Genomic DNA, 18,440 nt, shown 5'->3' on the forward strand with positions numbered 1-18,440 from the left:
ATAAATATAACACTTATTATTTTAATACATAACGCCCTTTGAAGCGGGGAAAATAAAGTCAGTACCGAATCTACATTAAGGAGTTGAAGCGCAGCATGAAACGGTTTCTGACTTTTATGATGAGCAGTGCCCTGATTTTGGGACTTGCCTTGACAGGTTGTTCAAATGTACCGTCTCCTGTTCCTCCCCAAACCCCGGAGCAAACCTCGCAAGCGACAGAACCACCGGAAGCTGAAGCCGGTGCGACACGTGATTCCGTATTAGGAACTGAGAAACGAGTGGTCTTGGGATTTTTCACTGACTCTGAAGGACCTACACCCGGTTCGAAAGAATCGATGAGCAAAAACGCTAAATTGCTCGATGAAGTCGCGTTTTTCTGGTACTCTTTTGATGCAACTGGCAAAGTCGTTCCAAGTGGTAAAGTAGATCTGAAAATCAAAGAAACGGCTCAAAAAAATGGATCGAAAGCCTATGCCTTAGTGCATAACATGAATTTAACCGGGACGGTTGGCTTTGATGCGAATTTAGCTCACAAAGTTTTATCTAATCCTGCCATTAGGGCTAATTTAGTGACGAATCTGGTTAACCTGACGACAAAAGATGGCTGGGACGGCATTTCGGTGGATGTGGAAAAGACACCTCCAGGAGATCGAGCCAACTTTTCGGCCTTTGTTGCTGAGCTTGGTAAAGCGTTAAAAGCAAAAGACAAAGTCTTGAACATTTCAATCCCCGCTAAATTTGTGGACTATCCTTCTGATCTGTGGTCAGGCGCATATGATTATGCTGCGATTGGAAAAGCAGCTGACCAAATCATTCTTATGACATATGATGAGCATGGACTTGGGACGACCCAAGGGCCCGTTGCCTCTGAAGGATGGGTTGATCGTGTTATCAAATTTGCAGTGGAGAAAATACCTAAAGAAAAGATTGTGATGGGTCTCCCTGTTTATTCCTTTGACTGGGGAACTAACAAACCAACCATGCCAGATTATCTCTCCTATGCTCAAACAGTTGAGCGGGCCAAGAAGCATGGAGTAGAAATTCAAACTGATCCCAATGCGAAAGTGCCCCAATTTAGTTATACAGCTAATGGGGTTCGACACGAGGTCTATTTTGAGAACATCGCTAGTTTGAGGGCAAAAATGGATGACGCACTCAAACACAAGTTACATGGTGTTGCCATTTGGCGGTTAGGAATGGAGGATCCCGCGATCTGGGATCAGCTCATCCAGACGTATGGAACAAATAAAGAAACAAAGGAAAAGAAATAAGTGACTTCAGCCTAACCCAAAGGGAATTGGAATTATAGCAATAAGGGGACGATAAACTTTCGTCCCCTTATAAAATATTTTCTAACGGTGCAAATTATGGGGGTTTAAGAAAGGGGGTTATAAGCTTTATTTCATACTATTCAATGGTATTTCGAAATAGTAAATTATACTTGATCCTAATATAAACGCAATTAGCCAGGCAAGTGGAGGCTTCTTATGATGAATTATTAGTAATGGAAACAAGATGAAATCGAAACCCATCGACCACCAAAGATCCAACCATTACTATACTTAACTAGATTAAATTGAAGATAGACCCATTCAATTATCGTAAATAGGGCTATCCATAGTAGCATATAGGGTATAATTTTCCCAAAACCACCATTTTTAGGGAAATGCGTTAAATATATTTAAACGCTTGCCGGCCAATTTATGAATACCATAAGTAATGTTGTTAAGGTTGCATTCAGTAGCGGATCACTTAATTCCCAAAGAGGATAATCATATGTCAAGAATTGATAAACTAAATCACCAGAAATCATAAATAGTATAGTTGGATAGTACTTTTTATAATTTCTCCAATCTCCCCATTTATAAGCTGCAAGTATCCAAATAGCTGATTTCAATAATCTAAGCATATATTTGCCTTTCGATTTAACATATTAATCTGATACTCAGTTATTATAACAATTAGTTATATAGTTAATCATATTTTGATTTAGGTTGTAAATTTGAGTGGAAGCGTACCTAAGCTCTTATACTCTTGTTATGGTAAAAAGGAGAGATCATTATTTTATTATTGGATAATAATGCTTATACCCTTCCAGGGATAGAGAAAGCTAATGATTTACTACATGAAGCAAATGTGGTATTGTTAGAAGTCTGGCTGGAAGAAATAGTTTTTACTTGGCGTTGGTGGCTTGAAATTACTATTCTAATATTGCCCTGGATTTTCTTTTGGTTTATGTTGAGAAAAAAAGAAGACACATATCGCCTGGTCTGTGCAGGCGTTTTTGTAATGTTGGCAGCTACATATATGGATACAGTAGGTATGGCTCTACGCCTTTGGGGTTATCCCACCAAGGAGGTGCCGCTGGTTCCTCCTTACATAACCTGGGACTTATGCGCAATACCTGTTGCGGTAATGATTTTTTTACATTATAAACCCGCGGTCAATCCGCTTATCAAGGCTATAATATTAGGAATAGTTGGTTCCTTTGTAATGCAACCCCTTGCCGTAATGGCAGGCCTGTATATACCATATCATTGGAAGCATCACTATTCATTCCCCATGGTCATACTTATTTATCTTACGGCAAACTATTTTTATTATTATTTCGGTTGGAAAAAGTGAAGTGAAATCAAATAAGCGATAAATAAATTCTTCACTTTAGGGTGAACAAGTTCAAAGATTAATATAAACTTCCTAAACAGATATACGTTTGGAAGCGGAGGCATCAAAGGATGATCAGGGAACTTATAGTTGTGGAAGGAAAAAATGACGCCCATGCGGTACGACAGGCCCTCGGGAAAGTTGATATCATTTGGACAGAGGGTTATGGGTTAACCAGGAATAAGCTAGACTACATTGCAGAAATGGCCAACCGGCAAGGGGTGATTGTATTTACGGATCCGGATACGGTGGGAGAGCAGATTCGTAACCGTATCCGGGACTATGTTCCTCAGGCAAAACACGCTTTCTTAACCAGGAAAGCAGCTTCCAAACTGGGAGATATTGGAGTAGAAAATGCAGATCTGCATGAAATACGCCACGCCTTTGCACATATTCAACAAGAGGTGGGGACGCTTATTGAAAATTTTACATTAGAGGATTTATTATTAGTTGGTCTTGTGGGGTCAAGGCGGGCGAAGGAATACAGGTTAGCACTTGGGCGCAAGTTGGGGATCGGGGATACCAATGCCAAACAATTCCTTCATCGGTTAAACCGTTTTGGTATATCCCGCGAGTTATTTTTTCAAGCGATAGAGGAGGTTAGGCATGGAGAGCGCTTCTGAATACACGCAACGACTTATAAGAAGAGGGGCACGCGCTCATAAATCTATGGGGCAAGTTTTTCTGATGAGTGACGAAGTGATTGACCGCATTGTTTCAGCTAGTACTCTACAGCCGGATGTCCCACTCGTGGAAATTGGGCCAGGGCTTGGGGTATTAACCCGGGTCCTTGCTCCAAGGGTGCAAAAGATGTGGGCTGTCGAGTTAGATATTCATAAAATCGGGATTCTGAACAAAGAGCTTCGGGGGCATACTATAGAAATAGTCAATCAAGATGCGTTGACGCTAAATCTGAATGAACTATGGGGAGATCAGAAAGGGTATTTAATAGGAAATTTGCCCTATTATATCGCAAACCCATTGATTATGCACTTTCTTGAACAAGAGGGTCACTTAAGGGGGATGACTATAATGGTTCAGAAAGAAGTAGCGGACCGGATTACAGCTTCACCAGGGAGCAAGAACTATGGTATCTTATCCATTGCGGTTCAGATTTCCGCCCAAGTCACTAAAGTGACGGATGTTTTGCCTGGCGAATTTTGGCCTGCGCCAAAAGTATCTTCTGCTGTGATTAGATTGGATCTTCGCCCTTACCCTAATTTTAACGCAGATAAAAAAGATTTTTTCCGAGTAGTTAAAGCAGCCTTCAGTCAGAGGCGAAAGACTTTGGGAAACTCCCTTGCGGGCGGTTTAGGGCTAAAAAAGGAAGAAGTGATCGAACGCATGCAAGGTATAAGGATCTCGGATGGGCGGCGAGCAGAATCATTGAGTATTGAAGAATTTCAGCTGCTAACAAAAGCCTTTCAATCGTAAAGAATAGAGAGACACCGAGACGATTCCCAGATCCCTCTCACATTTTTATCCATTCGTAAGACTTCCACTTCTACAAGTGGGAGTGGGTCCTCCGTACCCTGCTTCGGTGGGGTAGCGGAATATATTACCTACATAAGAATAAACTTTTTCTTTCATACTATTTCTGGCACGTTAAAGGAAGTTTTGTTATAAAAAAAAGTGCGAATGATCCCATGTCCTATGTGCCGGTTACCATGTTTGAATTGACGGAGGGTGAGCTTGAGTTGGAAAAAGCAAATAAGAAGCACTTTCTGAAATGGTCGAATATTATCGCCACGACAGCGACGACAGTGTTAGCGCTTACGGCCGTAATAACCGTCTTTTTAACCGTATCTGCATGGAAAGGACAACAGGAAACAGCACGACCGTATTTCATTTTAAAAGAGTCGCCAAAAGTTGAGTTAGGTAGTGAACTTAGTTTTGAGTTGAAATTCACCAATGTCGGAATGCATCCGGCTGTCAATCTTTCAAGCGAGACAATTGTTTTTGATGACCGTTTAACCGGAAAGCCGATTCATCATGACGAATCGGCGATTGTCAACGAAATTCCCAAAGATTCCTCGTCAAGCCTGGTTATGACCATACCAAGTGAGGAGATTTACCCAAAGCAATATAATATTAACGCGCATTATGTTGTTGTAGATATACAGTATGATGATCCCATCTTAAAAAAATCGTATAGTCAAACTATTTACATGAATTGGAATGGGGTACTAGAAGAAAAAATGCAACCTACTGTGCACGTGCGAGTGGAGGAAAGAGGAAAGATTGAGGATTATTTAAAGAAGAATGGTATTGTTCTAAAATAGGATGAATTGCAAAATAAGTTTGAGGGCAGGAATATTCAATCCCTGCCCTCATTAAATTTTTTTAATTCATAATTCGATTTTTATAGCTCAACTTACGCAGTTGACAAAATATACTACCTATGCAGATGCCAATCCTAGTCTACGTTTCATAAATCCTGGAAGTTTGCTCATGAAATCAAGCAAGATCTTATCAACCATTTTCTTGGAGAGGAAAAGATTCTCACGAATCGTTGACATGAACAAGTTCACGATAAGCAAAAACGCCTCTCTAAACTCTATTGAATTAATCTCATCACAGAACTCATAAAACATCCCGCCATGAGCCTTACTGTCTTGATTTTCCCTGGTTTCAACACTTAATAGCATGTAACGGATGGTTACAATAGAAGTATGAGCAACCATAGAATCATAACTTCGACCTTGGTATTCTTTAGCCAGGCCTAAAAAAGACTTACAAACTTTGAAGTAAACCTCAATGTCCCAGCGTAGCCCGTAAATTCTAATGATCTCCTCTTCCGGTATAGTGATATTCGTCGAAAGTATAGCGAGCCATTCTCTCTTGCAAGTTGAATTGCGGTTTCTCACGAAGACAATGCGCGCGGGAATTCCGTAATAATCCACTATAATAGAGGCTAGATAGGATGACTTATCAAGACTCTTGTTGTTCAATTGGGCATATAGGTTAGAAAGTGTATATTTTTTGTGTTGATAAGTGTAAAAAAGAGTTGGCATATCCTTAAGCATACAGATCACATCACGATGATATTCTTTGACGCCTTTAATTACTTTTGGCCAACTAAACCAACTATCGAAGAGGACGTATTGAAAATCCTTAACACAAGTAAGAATTTCACCAACACTACTAAGCAATACGTCGGTAGCACTTAGAATCGCTTCCTGACGACGTAATTGCCCTGGACTTCCTATTTGGAACCTCTGGACCTTGCTCATAAAGACGGTTTTTTGCCTTAGACGAACTCAAAAGAGCAAAGATTAAAGGAATGAATGTTGCCCCATCTGTCCACCCTACCGTTAGTTTGCGAAAACCTTTAAAGTACCGGTTAGTCGTATGATCTTTGACGAGAGCGAGAAGTTCAACTTTCTTACTTCGATCCCGATAATAAGCGCTATCATCAACAATTAGGGCACAAATACGCTTGTCACTTGTTAAATGTTTTAGGAAATCAATAATAGTTGCACCTAGTTTAAGAACCAGATAACGCCAATTAGAGTTGGGATTATTGAGCAGTCGATAGACAGTGTCTCTCTTGAAAGGGGCATCGTCACCAGCACAGCGCAAAAACTCATATAAGTTTTTTTGAGTAAAGATCAAGGTGATGACGAAAAGAACGAGTTCAAATAATTTCACACCTTTTTCCTTGGAAAACCTGAGGCTTTCAGAGAACTGACTAAGTTAAAACGTTGAGAAAAGGCCATCAAACGAGATTGAACCTGGATTTTTTCTTGTAAATCAACTAGAATGGAGGACAAGCGAAACACCTAACCTTTCATATAGAATTGTGGTTTAGCAACTTAATTCTATCAAAAAAGAGGGTGTTTTGCTATTAATTTTGTAACCTTTAAATTTATCATACGTATAAGTAGTTAGTCAACGATAAATTTGGAATCCTTCCTGCGTAAGTTGAGTTTATAGAAATTACCAACTATAAAGATTTGAAATAATTATTCGGAACTGGAGGAGGAGCCGAGGAGAATTACATGCTGTTCATAAAACGTGTCCTGTGATTTAAGAGACTTTTCCCAACAATGAAGAAGATCAAAACGCCGTCCCGGGTGGTAGCCCATTAATTTGTGTTTGCCCAGTGATCTGGTCGGAGACTTATTTTGGATGAGTGCTAATCCCATGAGGCAATCCCCAATGATAGTCTCGGCAATCAGACGGGCATGACGTCGATGCTTTCTCGGAGAGTGAAGTGATTCATGAGGGATGGATGTGGCCACTTTGATGATTAGGTCTAGTTTCTTAGCCCAATACAAGGTAAGTGGGGGAATCGCAAAGGCTTCGAGAGGAAGTGAATGCATCGCGTGTTGGGAGAGCGCATGAGGCCCGTGGGTGGGTGTTGCAAGACCCAGGCTTTTAAAGAGATCAAGCTCGCGGTTGAGCTTTGACCGAAAGCTTAAAACGAGACAGGCAAGTTTCTGACGATGAGGAATGTAGGGATAACAATTTGTTAAGGCAACATCAATCCCTGATTCAACCGAGGTAATGAGAGTAAGGAGATTTTGATAGATATCCCCGGACATATCTCCATCGACAAAGAGTACCCCCTTGGCACCTATATGACGTGCATAGAGTGCTCCGATCGCTCGCGGTATATCAATCCCTAAGGGGTCAGAAAAATAAAGGATATGAATCCGAGTATCCGGGATTGATTGGGCAAGTTGGAATGTTCGGTCCGTGCAACCATTGAGAACCAAAATGATGTAACTGACGGGAAGGCGTAAAATGGTGGTCATAGTTGCCAAGATGCTCTTTTCTTCATTTTTGGCTGGAATGACTACTGCGAACATCTTTGAGTACCCCCTTTTATTCATGGGTCGAAATTCGATATTCGAAGTTTGAGCCATGAATAACGAATAAACTTATAATAATATATGCCGTTTGAGGAGGTTCGACATAGTATATAAGGGTATAGAAAACTTATTTCTTCCGAAGTTAAATAAAAGTTATCTGGGGGCGGAATGCGAGGTTCGAGGCCCAAAATCCGAACATAGAATCTCGAACTTCGTACTTCGAACCTCGATAAGGGGGTCAGGCTATGTTTCAAGTCGGTGATATTGTTGCACGGTTCTCACATCGACAGGATCTTTTCTTCCGCGTTGATCAGATACATGCAAATTTAAAAGGCGAAGGATTGGCGATTCTCAAAGGGCTTAATTTAAGGTTACTAGCAGATGCACCAATTTCCGACCTTATTGCGAAGAGTCCGGTTGAGGTTGCCAATTATGAGCGTGAGGATAATAAGATGATTTATCAAAAATTACACAAATTGACCAGTCAAAGAAAAGCCGATGTAGACGATAAAAATGAGTTTTTTGAGATCCCTGGACGGGTGTTGCAGCTTGATGGCGACCAGGATTATTTAAGCCAATGTATTAAGACATATAAGCAAATGGGAATCGAAGCCAAGGGGATTTGTAAATCCGAGATGGAACAACCAAAAGTTATCCGTAAAATTTTACAGGAAAATCCGACAGACATCCTGGTTTTGACGGGTCATGACGGATTTATTAGTGGGAAAAAAGATTTTCATAGTATGGATAGTTATCGCAGTTCACGCTATTTTGTGGAGTCTGTTCTGGAAGCCCGGCGTTTTCAGCATAACAGGGATGCGCTGGTGATCTTTGCGGGAGCTTGCCAATCTAACTATGAAGCCATTCTATCAGCAGGGGCAAATTTCGCTTCATCACCAAAACGCATGCTTATCCATGCCTTTGATCCTGTTTTTGTCGTGGAGAGAATTGCTTTTACCCCTATGGAGCAAATAGTATCGGTGAAGAATATTCTTACTCATACAATAACGGGGACGGATGGGGTTGGGGGGATTGAGACGCGAGGCCAAATGCGGAGGGGGTATCCCAGGAGCCCTTATTAAGTAAGGTGATTCACGAATCGCTCCTAACTCAATTTGTTTGGGGGACAGTCTATTTAACACACATTAACGAGTGCCAAATGGGCCGTCCCCCAAACACCTTAACGTAAAATATTTACGGGGGTTCCAATTTTGACGCGTTGAAAAAGGCTTTCGGCGTCATGGTTATGCATGCGGATACATCCTTTGGACACGGCTTGGCCGATACTAGCCGGGTTATTAGTTCCATGGATCCCATAACCTGGGATAGTGAGCCCCATCCAGCGACTACCAAAGACACCACCTGGAGAGACTGTTTTAGTGGCAATAGAGTAGTGACCGTTAGGGGTAGGGGTTGCGCTCTTGCCAACTGCAATTGGATAAGACTGGATAAGCCGGTTTCCTTCATAAAGCTCGAGTCTACGACGGGCGGTATGAATGACAATTGAACGATTGGGCACTGGCCTGGCCTCCTTTCTTAGATAATTAGGTTCTATCTCATGGTATGTTAGTGATTTCTGGATGTTCTTTGCATAATTTAGCCCATTTCAGGAAGAGAATATAGGGAGCTTGCTTCCGATGGAGTTTTTTCCATTGGAAATTAGTTGAGCATATTCAGGGACGCAAAGCGCAAAGTAATATTCGTTGTTCAGTGTTCGAACCTCGAACCTCGAACCTCGAACCTCGAATTTCGAAATGGAGGGATCAGATTGGCTGAACATGTGGAAGGGAAGCTGCTTATTATTGGTGGGGCAGAAGATAAATTGGGAGAGTGCAAAATCCTGAAGCGGTTTGTTCAGGAGTCAGGCGGAAGGGAAAGCCATATTACGGTCCTGACAGCTGCGACAGAATACCCGCGCCAGTTAGGGGTTGAGTACCATGCTTTATTTCTGGAACTAGGAGCCCAGGAGGTACAAGTCCTCGATGTTTCAGACCGTACCCAGGCTAATACACAAGGGACCTTTCAGCAATTCGAAAAATCAACCGGGGTTTTTTTCACCGGAGGCGACCAACTTCGGATTACCGGTTTGCTAGGGGGTACGTTACTCGGACGAATGCTCCAACAGCTTTACGAGCAGGGGGTCATTATTGCAGGAACCAGCGCAGGGGCTTCTGTCATGTCGGATACGATGATTGTCGGGGGGGAAGCGGGAACGGCGAAGAAAAACGTATTAACGATGGCGCCGGGATTGGGTTTACTTCGCTCCGTTGTGATTGATCAACACTTTGCTCAACGAGGGCGAATCGGCAGACTTCTTTCGGCAGTCTCTCAAAATCCCTATGTTCTTGGTGTGGGAATTGACGAGGATACAGCAATTTTAGTACAGTCTGATGCGCGGTTTTCGGTGGTTGGAAGCAATACGGTAACCGTAGTAGATGCGTCTCCGTCAACCACAACAAATGTTTCGGAAACGATTCCAGGCCAAGCCCTGGTTTTGAGTCCTATTTCAATGCATGTTCTATCCGATGGTTATGGTTTTGATCTAAAACGTCGGGTATCTCTACTTTAGTCAAATTTATGATTTGACAAGGAATACCAGAAGAATAAAAGGTTAAAACTAGTGTAGTATATTATCCATTGTTACTAAAGGGGGAACAACAACATAATGGAGATTAGAGAAATCCAAGCGATCGAAGGGGCCAATGCCTACAGCCATCGGCCAATTATTCGGGCGATTGTGGATCTCCAAGAATGGACAGAACGATTTAGTAATGAATTGGGAGATTTCGGGCAACGCCTCGTGGAAAATTTACCGACATTGGCTGATCATTATTGTTCACGGGGTAAACTTGGCGGATTCCTCGAGCGGCTGCAAGAGGGTACCCTGATTGGTCACGTCATAGAACATGTGACCATAGACCTTTTGACACAAGCCGGACAAACCATTAAATATGGTAAGACTATGGCTATTTTGGAAGAACCGGGTTGCTATGAAATTATCTTCAACTACGAAGCCAAAGAGGGAGCGGTTGAGGGCTTTAAACAAGCTTTTTTCTGTGTGAAGGCCCTTTTAAACCAAGAGTCGTTTAATGTTGCACAAGCGGTAAAGCGTATTATTAAGGTGACGGCTGATAATAAATTGGGTGTTTCAACACAAGTGATTGTTGAGGCATGTCGGGAACGGGGAATTCCTGTCCAGCGTTTAAATGAAGGCAGCTTATTGCAATTGGGTTATGGGCGGTATCAACGACGTATCCAGGCAACAATTACGGGTGCGACCTCAAGTATAGGGGTTGACATTGCTTGTGATAAGGAAATGACCAAGAAGATCCTGGACGACGGAGGGGTCCCCGTACCGTGGGGACATATTGTTAGTACGGAAGAAGAGGCGGTGAGAGCCTTTCGAAATATGAAGACCGTTGTTGTGATTAAGCCCTTGCATGGAAACCAGGGTAAAGGAGTCACCCTCCAGATAAGGAGCGAGGCAGAAGTTAAAGCTGCATTCAAAGTCGCTCAAACTTATGGCGATTGGGTCATTGTTGAGGAATATATTGAGGGTCAGCATTATCGCCTGGTTGTGGTTGGAGAGCGTTTAATTGCTGCTGCAAAACGGATTCCGGCTCACGTAATTGGGGATGGCTTACTGACCATTTCGGAGCTGGTGGCTCAAACAAATGAGGATCCGCTGCGTGGGGAGGGCCATGAGAAAGCTTTAACTAAACTGAGAATTGACTCTGTGGTACTTTTATCACTTACTCAAAGGGGGTTAGAACTATCATCCGTTCCTAAACAAGGAGAAGTGGTATATTTGCGCGACAGCGCAAATTTAAGTACCGGGGGAATCGCAGAGGATGTGACAGATCGTGTGCATCCGGATAACATAGATTTAGTAGTCTATGCCTCGAAGCTCATTGGCTTGGATGTTGCAGGGATTGATTTAGTGATTGAAGATATTGAGCAGTCCTATCGCCAAAAAAACGGACATATTATTGAAGTCAATGCGGCACCGGGTATTCGCATGCACCATTTTCCCAGCGTGGGGAAAGCAAGGGATGTGGGCAAAGCGATCGTAGAACAAGTGCTTCCTTCGGGAAATGGAAGAATCCCTATCGTTGCGATTACCGGTACGAATGGTAAAACAACCACGGCTCGCATGATTAGTAAAATCCTTACAGATCAACAGCTTTTGGTGGGTATGTCTTCAACGGATGGGATTTTTATTAATCAAAGATTATGGGTTAAAGGGGATATGACCGGACCGGAGAGTGCCAAGATTGTTTTAAGACATCCCGACGTACAGGCGGCGGTTTTAGAAACCGCACGGGGCGGGATTCTGAGAGCTGGTCTGGGGTATGAATATGCAGATGTAGCTGTAATTACTAATGTTTCCAATGACCATCTGGGCCAGTATGGCATTGAGACGCTTGAAGATATTGCTCATGTAAAGAGCTTGGTTGCGGAGGTTGTCAAGCCGCATAGTTATGTGGTTCTGAATGCGGATGACCCTCTTGTCGTCCAAATGGCGAAGCGAACAACGGGGAGAGTCATTTATTTTAGCACCGAAAAGGATAATATTTGTGTTCGTAAACACCTGGGTATAGGCGGAACAGCTGTCTTTGTGCGTCGGGGTATGATTGTGCTTTGTCAGGGTTCAAGAAGTTGTCGGATCTGCTCAGTGAAACAGATTCCTGTGACTTGGGATGGAAAAGCCAAGCATAACATTCAGAATGTCTTGGCAGCGGTCTCAGCAGGATGGGCCTTGGGAGTAAACGCTGGGGTAATTAGAAATGCTCTGCAAAACTTCTCCTCGGATGCCGAGCACAACCGTGGGCGCTTAAATCTTTATGAGCTGAATGGAGTGCGTGTTTTTGTTGACTATGGCCATAATGCTGCCGGGATTCGAGAAGTGGTCAAAACACTTAAACAGTTTAAGTGCGGTTCCCTTGTGGGCTGTATTACTGTTCCCGGTGATCGGCAGGATGAATCAGTACGTGAAGTGGGTCGTATTGCGGCACAAGGGTTCCAACGTCTAATTATTCGGGAAGACGCTGATTTACGTGGTCGTCTTCCAGGGGAAATGGCACAGCTTCTCTATGACGAAGCGCTGCGTTGTGGTAAGAACCCGAACAATATAGAGGTCATTCTTTCAGAAATAGAAGCCTTTAGGAGGGGATTGGACAGTTGTGTTTCAGGGGACACTTTCGTGATGTTTTATGAGCATATTGAGCCGATCGAAGAAGAAATACGACTGCGTTTGGAACTCCAAAAGGCACTAGCCTATGAATCAGCGCAGACAGAATGGGTTGTTGGCGGAGAATTTTAAGAATCGTGGGACGAGGATTAGCTTCGTCCCATTTATTCTGGTCAGACTCCCATGCCGTTGCGCTGCACCATTGAGGAATCCATGGCTAGCCAAGTTTGCTATATTCGGTAATTTTATCAAAGAGAAGTGCTGGAACTCTAACCAGAAACATGTATAATAAAAGGGAATGCATCCGTAATGTTCGGAAAGGGCAATGTAAATGGAACATTCTATTCTAACAACGTTCGCCTACGCCAAAATTAATCTGGCCCTGGCAATTCACGGAATTCGGGAAGATGGGTATCATGAACTTCAAAGTGTCATGCAATCTATCGCTTTACACGATATTGTCCGGGTCCGGCGTCGTGGCGAGAAGGTTGTATGCCGGTGTGGAGCATTAAGTGGCCCGGAAAATATTGCATATAAGGCAGCGGTGTTGTTCCTCGAACAAATTGGTCAATTCGAAGGAATTGAAATTGAGATTGTTAAGCATATACCCGTCCAGGCTGGATTAGCTGGAGGGAGCACGGATGCCGCGGCAACGCTTCGTTTATTAAATCAACTATATGGAGAACCTTTAAGTAGGGAAGCACTCCTAACGCTGGCGATGAGATGTGGTGCAGATGTCGCTTTCTGTTTGAGGGGCGGAACGATGTGGGCAACGGGACGGGGAGAACGGCTTGAAGCATTACCCCTAGCTCCGCTGCTGGATCTGGTTTTAGCCAAACCGTTTGCTGGAGTGAACACAAGGGAAGCTTACCTGCGCTTTGATTTAGTAGGGCAGGGTGGGCGTTTGACGCGAACTGAGTGGGAAAAGGCTTTATCGCAGAATTCGTCGCAGCAGATTGCGGACTTGCTTTATAATGATTTAGAGTTAGCCTCGGCCCAAATGGTTCCGGAGATTTTGGCGCTTAAGCAAGATTTACTGGAGGCTGAGTGTTACGGGGCCTTAATGTCCGGAAGTGGTTCTTGTGTATTTGGGATTGCTCAAGGAAAACAGCATGCCAAAGAAGTCGCTGAACGGTTGAAAAGAAAAGGTTTCAAAAACGTTTTGGTTACAAGAACAGTGAACGAAATATGATAAAATTGGATGAATGGGGAGACATTTGTGGAGAAACGATTACTACCGGTTATATTCGACGGGTATAAACCACTACGGGAGGTTGTTTTTGAGTCCATGCGCGAGGCCATTATGAGTGGGATTCTTGAACCCGGGGAACGGTTGATGGAAATTCAATTGGCCGAAGAATTGGGGGTTAGCCGAACCCCAGTACGGGAAGCAATCCGAAAACTGGAACTTGAGAATTTTGTCGTCATGATTCCACGCAAGGGAGCGTATGTTGCTGGGGTTTCGTTGAAAGATATCGCAGAAGTTTTTGAGATCCGTTCTGCGCTCGAGGGATTGGCTGCAGGTCTTGCGGCTGAACGAATTACGGATGACGAATTGGAACAAATGGAACGGGCGTTGTTTTATCGAGCCGATGAGGGAGAGCTGGACATAGAACAGCTTGTGAAGTCTGACACTGATTTCCATGCTTTAGTTTATAAAGCTAGTCGCAATGTACGGTTGATTCAAATTTTAGCCAATTTACGTGAACAGATTCAACGTTTCCGAACGACTTCGTTGGCCGTTCCGGGGCGCATGAAACATGCTATTGACGAACACAGGCGGATTGTTGATGCATTGAGAAATCATGATAGTGAGGAAGCGCAATCCTTGGCGATAGCACATATTGTGAATGCTGAGAATGTAATGTTCGGAACTATGAGTTTAAAGAATGTTCCGGATAAGGCGGATTAATAATCGTGGAGAAGATGAAAAAAGCAGAACGGATGGTGGTCATCACCCAAGTGTTGAGGGAAGACATCAGTCGTTCCTGTGGTTAGCTTTTAAGTTTTGAAATTTTCCCAAATATAATGCAGGATTTTTTTACCATACAGAGAATATAATTATGGACATTATACTTCTCGGTAATGCCAGTTGAAGGGTGGTGATCCATAATGAATATTACCGATGTGCGGGTTCGGAAGATTAACACGGAAGGAAAGATGAAGGCAGTGGTCTCCGTGACTTTTGATAATGCTTTCGTCGTCCATGATGTTAAAGTCGTTGAAGGTATGAACGGTATTTTTGTAGCCATGCCTAGCCGTAAAACGCCAGAAGGGGAATTTCGTGATATCGCCCATCCCATTTCAGCAGCAGCACGGGAGGTGATCCAGACGGCTGTCTTAAAAGCCTATCAAGAAGCCATATAAACGCAGTTATATTTGTTATTGAAATGTTGAAGGGGACCTTGCAGATAGGTTCCCTTTTTCCATATAAAACTTCGGGATAAAGAAAACTTGGCTGGCGCCAAGCCTCAGCGAAGGCGGCCGCCTAGTTGCACTTATGCTTACCCAAAACTTATACTTTCTGATAGTATAAAAAAGGATTTTCACTTAATTTGACGAATAAATAACATTTGGAATGTAATAACGGTAGAAGGTTAGATTTAAGCTGGAGGCGAATTAGATCATGCCTAATTTGGTAGCGGTGATCATGGCTGCAGGAAAAGGGACAAGAATGAAATCAAAGCTGCCAAAAGTCATGCATTCATTAGCAGGCAAAACTCTCGTTGAACATGTTTTAGACACTGTAAGCCAAGTTGGGATTGGACGTCCCTTGGTAATTGTAGGGCATGGACGAGAGGAGATTGAAAACCGCATTTCTGAACGTGTGGAGCTCGTAGTTCAAACTGAACAATTAGGAACGGGACATGCAGTAATGCAAGCTCTACCTTATTTGGCTGGCGCCCAGACCGTTCTGGTTTTAAGCGGGGATCAGCCACTGCTTAAAACCGAGACATTAAAAACCCTTATTGAATTACACGAAGCTCAAGGGGTTAGCGCCACAGTGTTAACTGCCTGTATGGATCAGCCGTTTGGCTATGGACGAGTTATTAGAAATGGGGAATTCGTTGTTAAAATTGCCGAAGAAAAAGATGCTACATTTGAGCAACGACAAATTAACGAAATCAACACGGGAACGTATTGTTTTAAGGGGTCTGCACTCAAGGAAGCCTTAGTCAAAATCACCACTCAAAATACACAGGGGGAATATTATTTAACAGAAGTCTTTGATGTTCTCTTAAAGCTTGGAGAGAAGGTGCTGGCATATTGTACCTTAGATTCCAATGAAGCACTGGGCATCAACAGCCGGGGTCAATTGGCTAAGGCCGAAGCAATTTTACGAGAGCGTATTCTTGATCATTGGATGTCTGAAGGGGTCACGGTTGTGGATCCTTTCTCGACCTTTATCGATGCGGATGTAGAACTATCACACGACGTTACAATTTTGCCCTTTACCCGCTTAATGGGTAAAACTCGAATAGAAGAGGATGCCGTGATTGGACCACAGACCAGTTTGGAGAATTGTGCGGTGGGGCGTGGTTCGGAATTGACCTACACGGTGGCCAAAGATGCGGTAATTGGGGAACGTTGTCACATTGGTCCATTTGCCTATTTACGTCCTGGCACGAAACTAGAAGCGGAAGTAAAAGTGGGGGATTTTGTAGAAATAAAAAATAGTTGGATTGAAATGGGAACAAAAATACCCCATTTGAGTTATATTGGAGACACGCACGTCGGAAGATCTGTGAATATTGGAGCGGGTTCAATCACCTGTAACTACGACGGGGTTAACAAACATCCAACTAAAATCGGAGATTATGCCTTCATTGGTAGTAATACAAACTTGGTTGCTCCGCTTGACGTGGGAGAATATGCTTTTACGGGCGCAGGCTCTACCATTACGAAGAATGTTCCGGCAAGGGCCTTGGCAGTTGAACGGAGCCCGCAGGTGATCAAGGAACAATGGCATAAGCGAAAAGATGAAATAGGGGGCTAAAAGACCCATGGGAGCAGAAGAATTTAAGATTTTTTGTGGGAATGCCAATCGTCCGTTGGCACAGGAAATTGTGGACTATCTTGGGGTTCCGCTTGGTGCAGCTAAAATTCAACGTTTTGGAGACGGGGAAATCAGTCTTGCCGTTGATGAAAGCGTGCGGGGGTCGGATATCTATGTTGTTCAACCCACTTGCAATCCAACAAATGACAACATCATGGAATTACTGATCATAATTGATGCAATGCGTAGGGCATCAGCGCGCCGTATTACTGCAGTTATCCCATATTATGGATATGCTCGCCAAGAACGCAAGTCCCGAGCACGTGAACCAATTACAGCTAAACTAATGGCGAACTTAATTACCACAGCCGGCGCAGATCGTGTCGTAACTATGGACTTACACGCTCCGGCCATTCAAGGATTTTTTGATATTCCGCTGGACCACTTGCCTGGGGTCCCGATTTTAGCGGGGTATTTTGCGGAGAAAGGGCTTGAAAATCTCTGTGTCGTATCTCCAGACTTAGGTGGAGTGACCAGAGCACGTAATTTAGCCGAACGAATCGGCGCAACGCTCGCTATTATTGATAAACGGCGGCCGGAACCCAATGTTTCGGAAATTATGAATGTCATTGGGGAACTGAAAGGGAAGACGGTTGTCATGATCGACGACATTATTGATACTGCCGGTACAATTACCCAGGGTGCGCTTGCTCTTGTCGAACGAGGCGCCAAGGAAGTTTATGCGTGCTGTACCCATCCGGTTTTATCCGGACCGGCAATTGAACGTTTGAAAAACTCCGTTATTCGTGAACTCGTTGTCACAAATACAATTCCAATAGAGAACATGATTCCCCGGATTAGGGTGTTGTCTGTTGCCCAGCTCTTGGGGGATGCCATTGTCCGTATTCACGAAAATCTCTCCGTCAGTAAACTCTTTAGTTAATAAGACCCTTGGGGTATTATCCCAAGGGTATTTTGGAAACGGGTATTTCGGAAATAGTTTGGGTGGCCGGTGGAATAGCCTCTGTTTCGGGAAGACCAATCAGTTCCTTATCCGGGTTGGGGGGAGTAACAGCAGTATGGAGTTTCCTATTTTTAAAGTAGCTGCTGATAGTGTGAGTTGTTTCTGAGGCCAGATGTGACGTTGAGTGCATGAGGTTTTTTAAGGAGTCACTGAGTCCTTTGTCCGCGATGGTTAGAGCATTTTCACTATCTTTTTGTGAAATGATTACATCGTGGCCAATGGTCTTGATGTGTTCTGCAGAAATCCACGCTTTGCCGCTTAAGAATCCATCAATTATACCGCCTGAAATTTCTATCCGGGTTATTTTCCCTGTTCCCGGATCGATATAATATTCGTCGGCGATGCCAAGTGTTTTCCCTGTTTCCGTGACCATCTTTGTTCCTATGATGGTCAATTTTTGTTTGACCAGATCAAATAATGCTGGAAGACTTGAGGTTTTTTCCACGTGGGACTCCTTGTCAATGGTGATTGCGTCCTCGCCAACACTGACGACTTTGGAATAGGGTATAATGCGTTGATCCTTAAAAAAACCCTTCGTGTCTACTACAATAGCAGCTAGAGCCTTGGTACCGGCATCAAGAATTAAGCTTTTTACGTACCCAATTTGCTGTCCTTCCTGGAGTGAAATGATAGGTAAGGATAAATACTTTCTACTGGGTTTCACAGGTGCACCCTCTCCCTTATTGGTAAAATTAGTTACTTATTGTTAAAATATTGTATTCAGAGTATCGGATGAATATGCTATGG

General features: G+C 43.4%; 18 protein-coding genes. 13 read left to right on the plus strand and 5 right to left on the minus strand.

All coding sequences use genetic code 11. From position 1 onward, the window contains the following. The first annotated feature begins 95 nt into the window (after positions 1–95). From AC6I5A_RS10280 to AC6I5A_RS10300, 5 genes are all read left to right on the plus strand, one after another. Complete coding sequence (locus AC6I5A_RS10280) at positions 96–1,271, plus strand: glycosyl hydrolase family 18 protein (protein ID WP_034615331.1); 1,176 nt, start codon at positions 96–98, stop codon at positions 1,269–1,271. A gap of 799 nt (positions 1,272–2,070) precedes the next feature. Next, positions 2,071–2,625, plus strand: a complete 555-nt coding sequence (locus tag AC6I5A_RS10285; protein WP_034615334.1) for a CBO0543 family protein — start codon at positions 2,071–2,073, stop codon at positions 2,623–2,625. Positions 2,626–2,735: 110 nt separating this feature from the next. Further along, positions 2,736–3,287, plus strand: a complete 552-nt coding sequence (gene rnmV / locus AC6I5A_RS10290) for a ribonuclease M5 (protein ID WP_034615336.1) — start codon at positions 2,736–2,738, stop codon at positions 3,285–3,287. After that, positions 3,271–4,098: a 16S rRNA (adenine(1518)-N(6)/adenine(1519)-N(6))-dimethyltransferase RsmA gene (rsmA, locus tag AC6I5A_RS10295; RefSeq protein ID WP_034615339.1), complete on the plus strand. Its 828-nt coding sequence runs from the start codon at positions 3,271–3,273 to the stop codon at positions 4,096–4,098. The genes rnmV and rsmA overlap by 17 nt, the downstream gene beginning before the upstream one ends. A 263-nt stretch (positions 4,099–4,361) precedes the next feature. After that, positions 4,362–4,946: a DUF8453 domain-containing protein gene (locus tag AC6I5A_RS10300; RefSeq protein WP_034615449.1), complete on the plus strand. Its 585-nt coding sequence runs from the start codon at positions 4,362–4,364 to the stop codon at positions 4,944–4,946. 117 nt (positions 4,947–5,063) lie between these two features. Here the strand turns inward: AC6I5A_RS10300 and AC6I5A_RS10305 are convergent, their stop codons facing one another. From AC6I5A_RS10305 to AC6I5A_RS10315, 3 genes are all read right to left on the minus strand, one after another. After that, positions 5,064–5,897: an IS4 family transposase gene (locus tag AC6I5A_RS10305; protein WP_497900656.1), complete on the minus strand. Its 834-nt coding sequence runs from the start codon at positions 5,895–5,897 to the stop codon at positions 5,064–5,066. Continuing rightward, positions 5,809–6,315, minus strand: coding sequence for a transposase (locus AC6I5A_RS10310; RefSeq protein WP_052168021.1), 507 nt, complete (start codon positions 6,313–6,315; stop codon positions 5,809–5,811). The genes AC6I5A_RS10305 and AC6I5A_RS10310 overlap by 89 nt, the downstream gene beginning before the upstream one ends. A 314-nt stretch (positions 6,316–6,629) precedes the next feature. After that, positions 6,630–7,478, minus strand: a complete 849-nt coding sequence (locus AC6I5A_RS10315) for a glycosyltransferase family 2 protein (protein ID WP_034615341.1) — start codon at positions 7,476–7,478, stop codon at positions 6,630–6,632. A 248-nt stretch (positions 7,479–7,726) separates the two neighbouring features. Here AC6I5A_RS10315 and yabG point away from each other — a divergent pair, with 248 nt between their 5' ends. Next, entirely contained in the window at positions 7,727–8,563 is an 837-nt protein-coding gene (yabG, locus tag AC6I5A_RS10320; RefSeq protein WP_034615344.1) for a sporulation peptidase YabG, read from the plus strand. A 98-nt stretch (positions 8,564–8,661) separates the two neighbouring features. Here yabG and AC6I5A_RS10325 read toward each other — a convergent pair whose 3' ends face one another. After that, complete coding sequence (locus AC6I5A_RS10325) at positions 8,662–9,000, minus strand: L,D-transpeptidase (RefSeq protein ID WP_034615347.1); 339 nt, start codon at positions 8,998–9,000, stop codon at positions 8,662–8,664. A 249-nt stretch (positions 9,001–9,249) separates the two neighbouring features. Here AC6I5A_RS10325 and AC6I5A_RS10330 point away from each other — a divergent pair, with 249 nt between their 5' ends. The 7 genes from AC6I5A_RS10330 to AC6I5A_RS10360 all read left to right on the plus strand — a co-directional run bounded on the left by AC6I5A_RS10330 (position 9,250) and on the right by AC6I5A_RS10360 (position 17,612). Then, positions 9,250–10,050, plus strand: a complete 801-nt coding sequence (locus tag AC6I5A_RS10330; RefSeq protein ID WP_034615350.1) for a cyanophycinase — start codon at positions 9,250–9,252, stop codon at positions 10,048–10,050. A 96-nt stretch (positions 10,051–10,146) separates the two neighbouring features. Beyond that, on the plus strand, positions 10,147–12,804 hold the full coding sequence (cphA, locus tag AC6I5A_RS10335; protein ID WP_034615353.1) for a cyanophycin synthetase: 2,658 nt from the start codon (positions 10,147–10,149) through the stop codon (positions 12,802–12,804). 199 nt (positions 12,805–13,003) lie between these two features. Next, entirely contained in the window at positions 13,004–13,864 is an 861-nt protein-coding gene (gene ispE, locus AC6I5A_RS10340; protein WP_034615355.1) for a 4-(cytidine 5'-diphospho)-2-C-methyl-D-erythritol kinase, read from the plus strand. A gap of 27 nt (positions 13,865–13,891) precedes the next feature. Beyond that, on the plus strand, positions 13,892–14,584 hold the full coding sequence (locus AC6I5A_RS10345) for a GntR family transcriptional regulator (protein ID WP_034615358.1): 693 nt from the start codon (positions 13,892–13,894) through the stop codon (positions 14,582–14,584). Between the two features lie 200 nt (positions 14,585–14,784). Next, on the plus strand, positions 14,785–15,039 hold the full coding sequence (gene spoVG, locus AC6I5A_RS10350) for a septation regulator SpoVG (RefSeq protein WP_009617236.1): 255 nt from the start codon (positions 14,785–14,787) through the stop codon (positions 15,037–15,039). 259 nt (positions 15,040–15,298) lie between these two features. Continuing rightward, positions 15,299–16,669 carry a bifunctional UDP-N-acetylglucosamine diphosphorylase/glucosamine-1-phosphate N-acetyltransferase GlmU gene (glmU, locus tag AC6I5A_RS10355; protein ID WP_034615361.1) on the plus strand — a complete coding sequence of 457 codons (1,371 nt, stop codon included), beginning with the start codon at positions 15,299–15,301 and terminating at the stop codon, positions 16,667–16,669. A 7-nt stretch (positions 16,670–16,676) separates the two neighbouring features. After that, the gene (locus tag AC6I5A_RS10360) at positions 16,677–17,612 is read left to right on the plus strand and encodes a ribose-phosphate diphosphokinase (RefSeq protein ID WP_034615364.1); all 936 of its coding nucleotides are present in this window, start codon (positions 16,677–16,679) and stop codon (positions 17,610–17,612) included. A gap of 16 nt (positions 17,613–17,628) precedes the next feature. Here the strand turns inward: AC6I5A_RS10360 and AC6I5A_RS10365 are convergent, their stop codons facing one another. After that, positions 17,629–18,357, minus strand: coding sequence for a PRC-barrel domain-containing protein (locus AC6I5A_RS10365; protein ID WP_034615367.1), 729 nt, complete (start codon positions 18,355–18,357; stop codon positions 17,629–17,631). Positions 18,358–18,440: the final 83 nt, after the last annotated feature.

Source organism: Desulfosporosinus sp. Tol-M2 (assembly GCF_059735615.1).

What these genes read in the sequence shown, in the direction of transcription:
- AC6I5A_RS10280 (WP_034615331.1), top strand. Translation starts at nt 96, where the DNA reads ATGAAACGGTTTCTGACTTTTATGATGAGCAGTGCCCTGATTTTGGGA.
- rnmV (WP_034615336.1), top strand. Translation starts at nt 2,736, where the DNA reads ATGATCAGGGAACTTATAGTTGTGGAAGGAAAAAATGACGCCCATGCG.
- rsmA (WP_034615339.1), top strand. Translation starts at nt 3,271, where the DNA reads ATGGAGAGCGCTTCTGAATACACGCAACGACTTATAAGAAGAGGGGCA.
- AC6I5A_RS10305 (WP_497900656.1), bottom strand. Translation starts at nt 5,897, where the DNA reads ATGAGCAAGGTCCAGAGGTTCCAAATAGGAAGTCCAGGGCAATTACGT.
- AC6I5A_RS10315 (WP_034615341.1), bottom strand. Translation starts at nt 7,478, where the DNA reads ATGTTCGCAGTAGTCATTCCAGCCAAAAATGAAGAAAAGAGCATCTTG.
- yabG (WP_034615344.1), top strand. Translation starts at nt 7,727, where the DNA reads ATGTTTCAAGTCGGTGATATTGTTGCACGGTTCTCACATCGACAGGAT.
- cphA (WP_034615353.1), top strand. Translation starts at nt 10,147, where the DNA reads ATGGAGATTAGAGAAATCCAAGCGATCGAAGGGGCCAATGCCTACAGC.
- ispE (WP_034615355.1), top strand. Translation starts at nt 13,004, where the DNA reads ATGGAACATTCTATTCTAACAACGTTCGCCTACGCCAAAATTAATCTG.
- spoVG (WP_009617236.1), top strand. Translation starts at nt 14,785, where the DNA reads ATGAATATTACCGATGTGCGGGTTCGGAAGATTAACACGGAAGGAAAG.
- glmU (WP_034615361.1), top strand. Translation starts at nt 15,299, where the DNA reads ATGCCTAATTTGGTAGCGGTGATCATGGCTGCAGGAAAAGGGACAAGA.
- AC6I5A_RS10360 (WP_034615364.1), top strand. Translation starts at nt 16,677, where the DNA reads ATGGGAGCAGAAGAATTTAAGATTTTTTGTGGGAATGCCAATCGTCCG.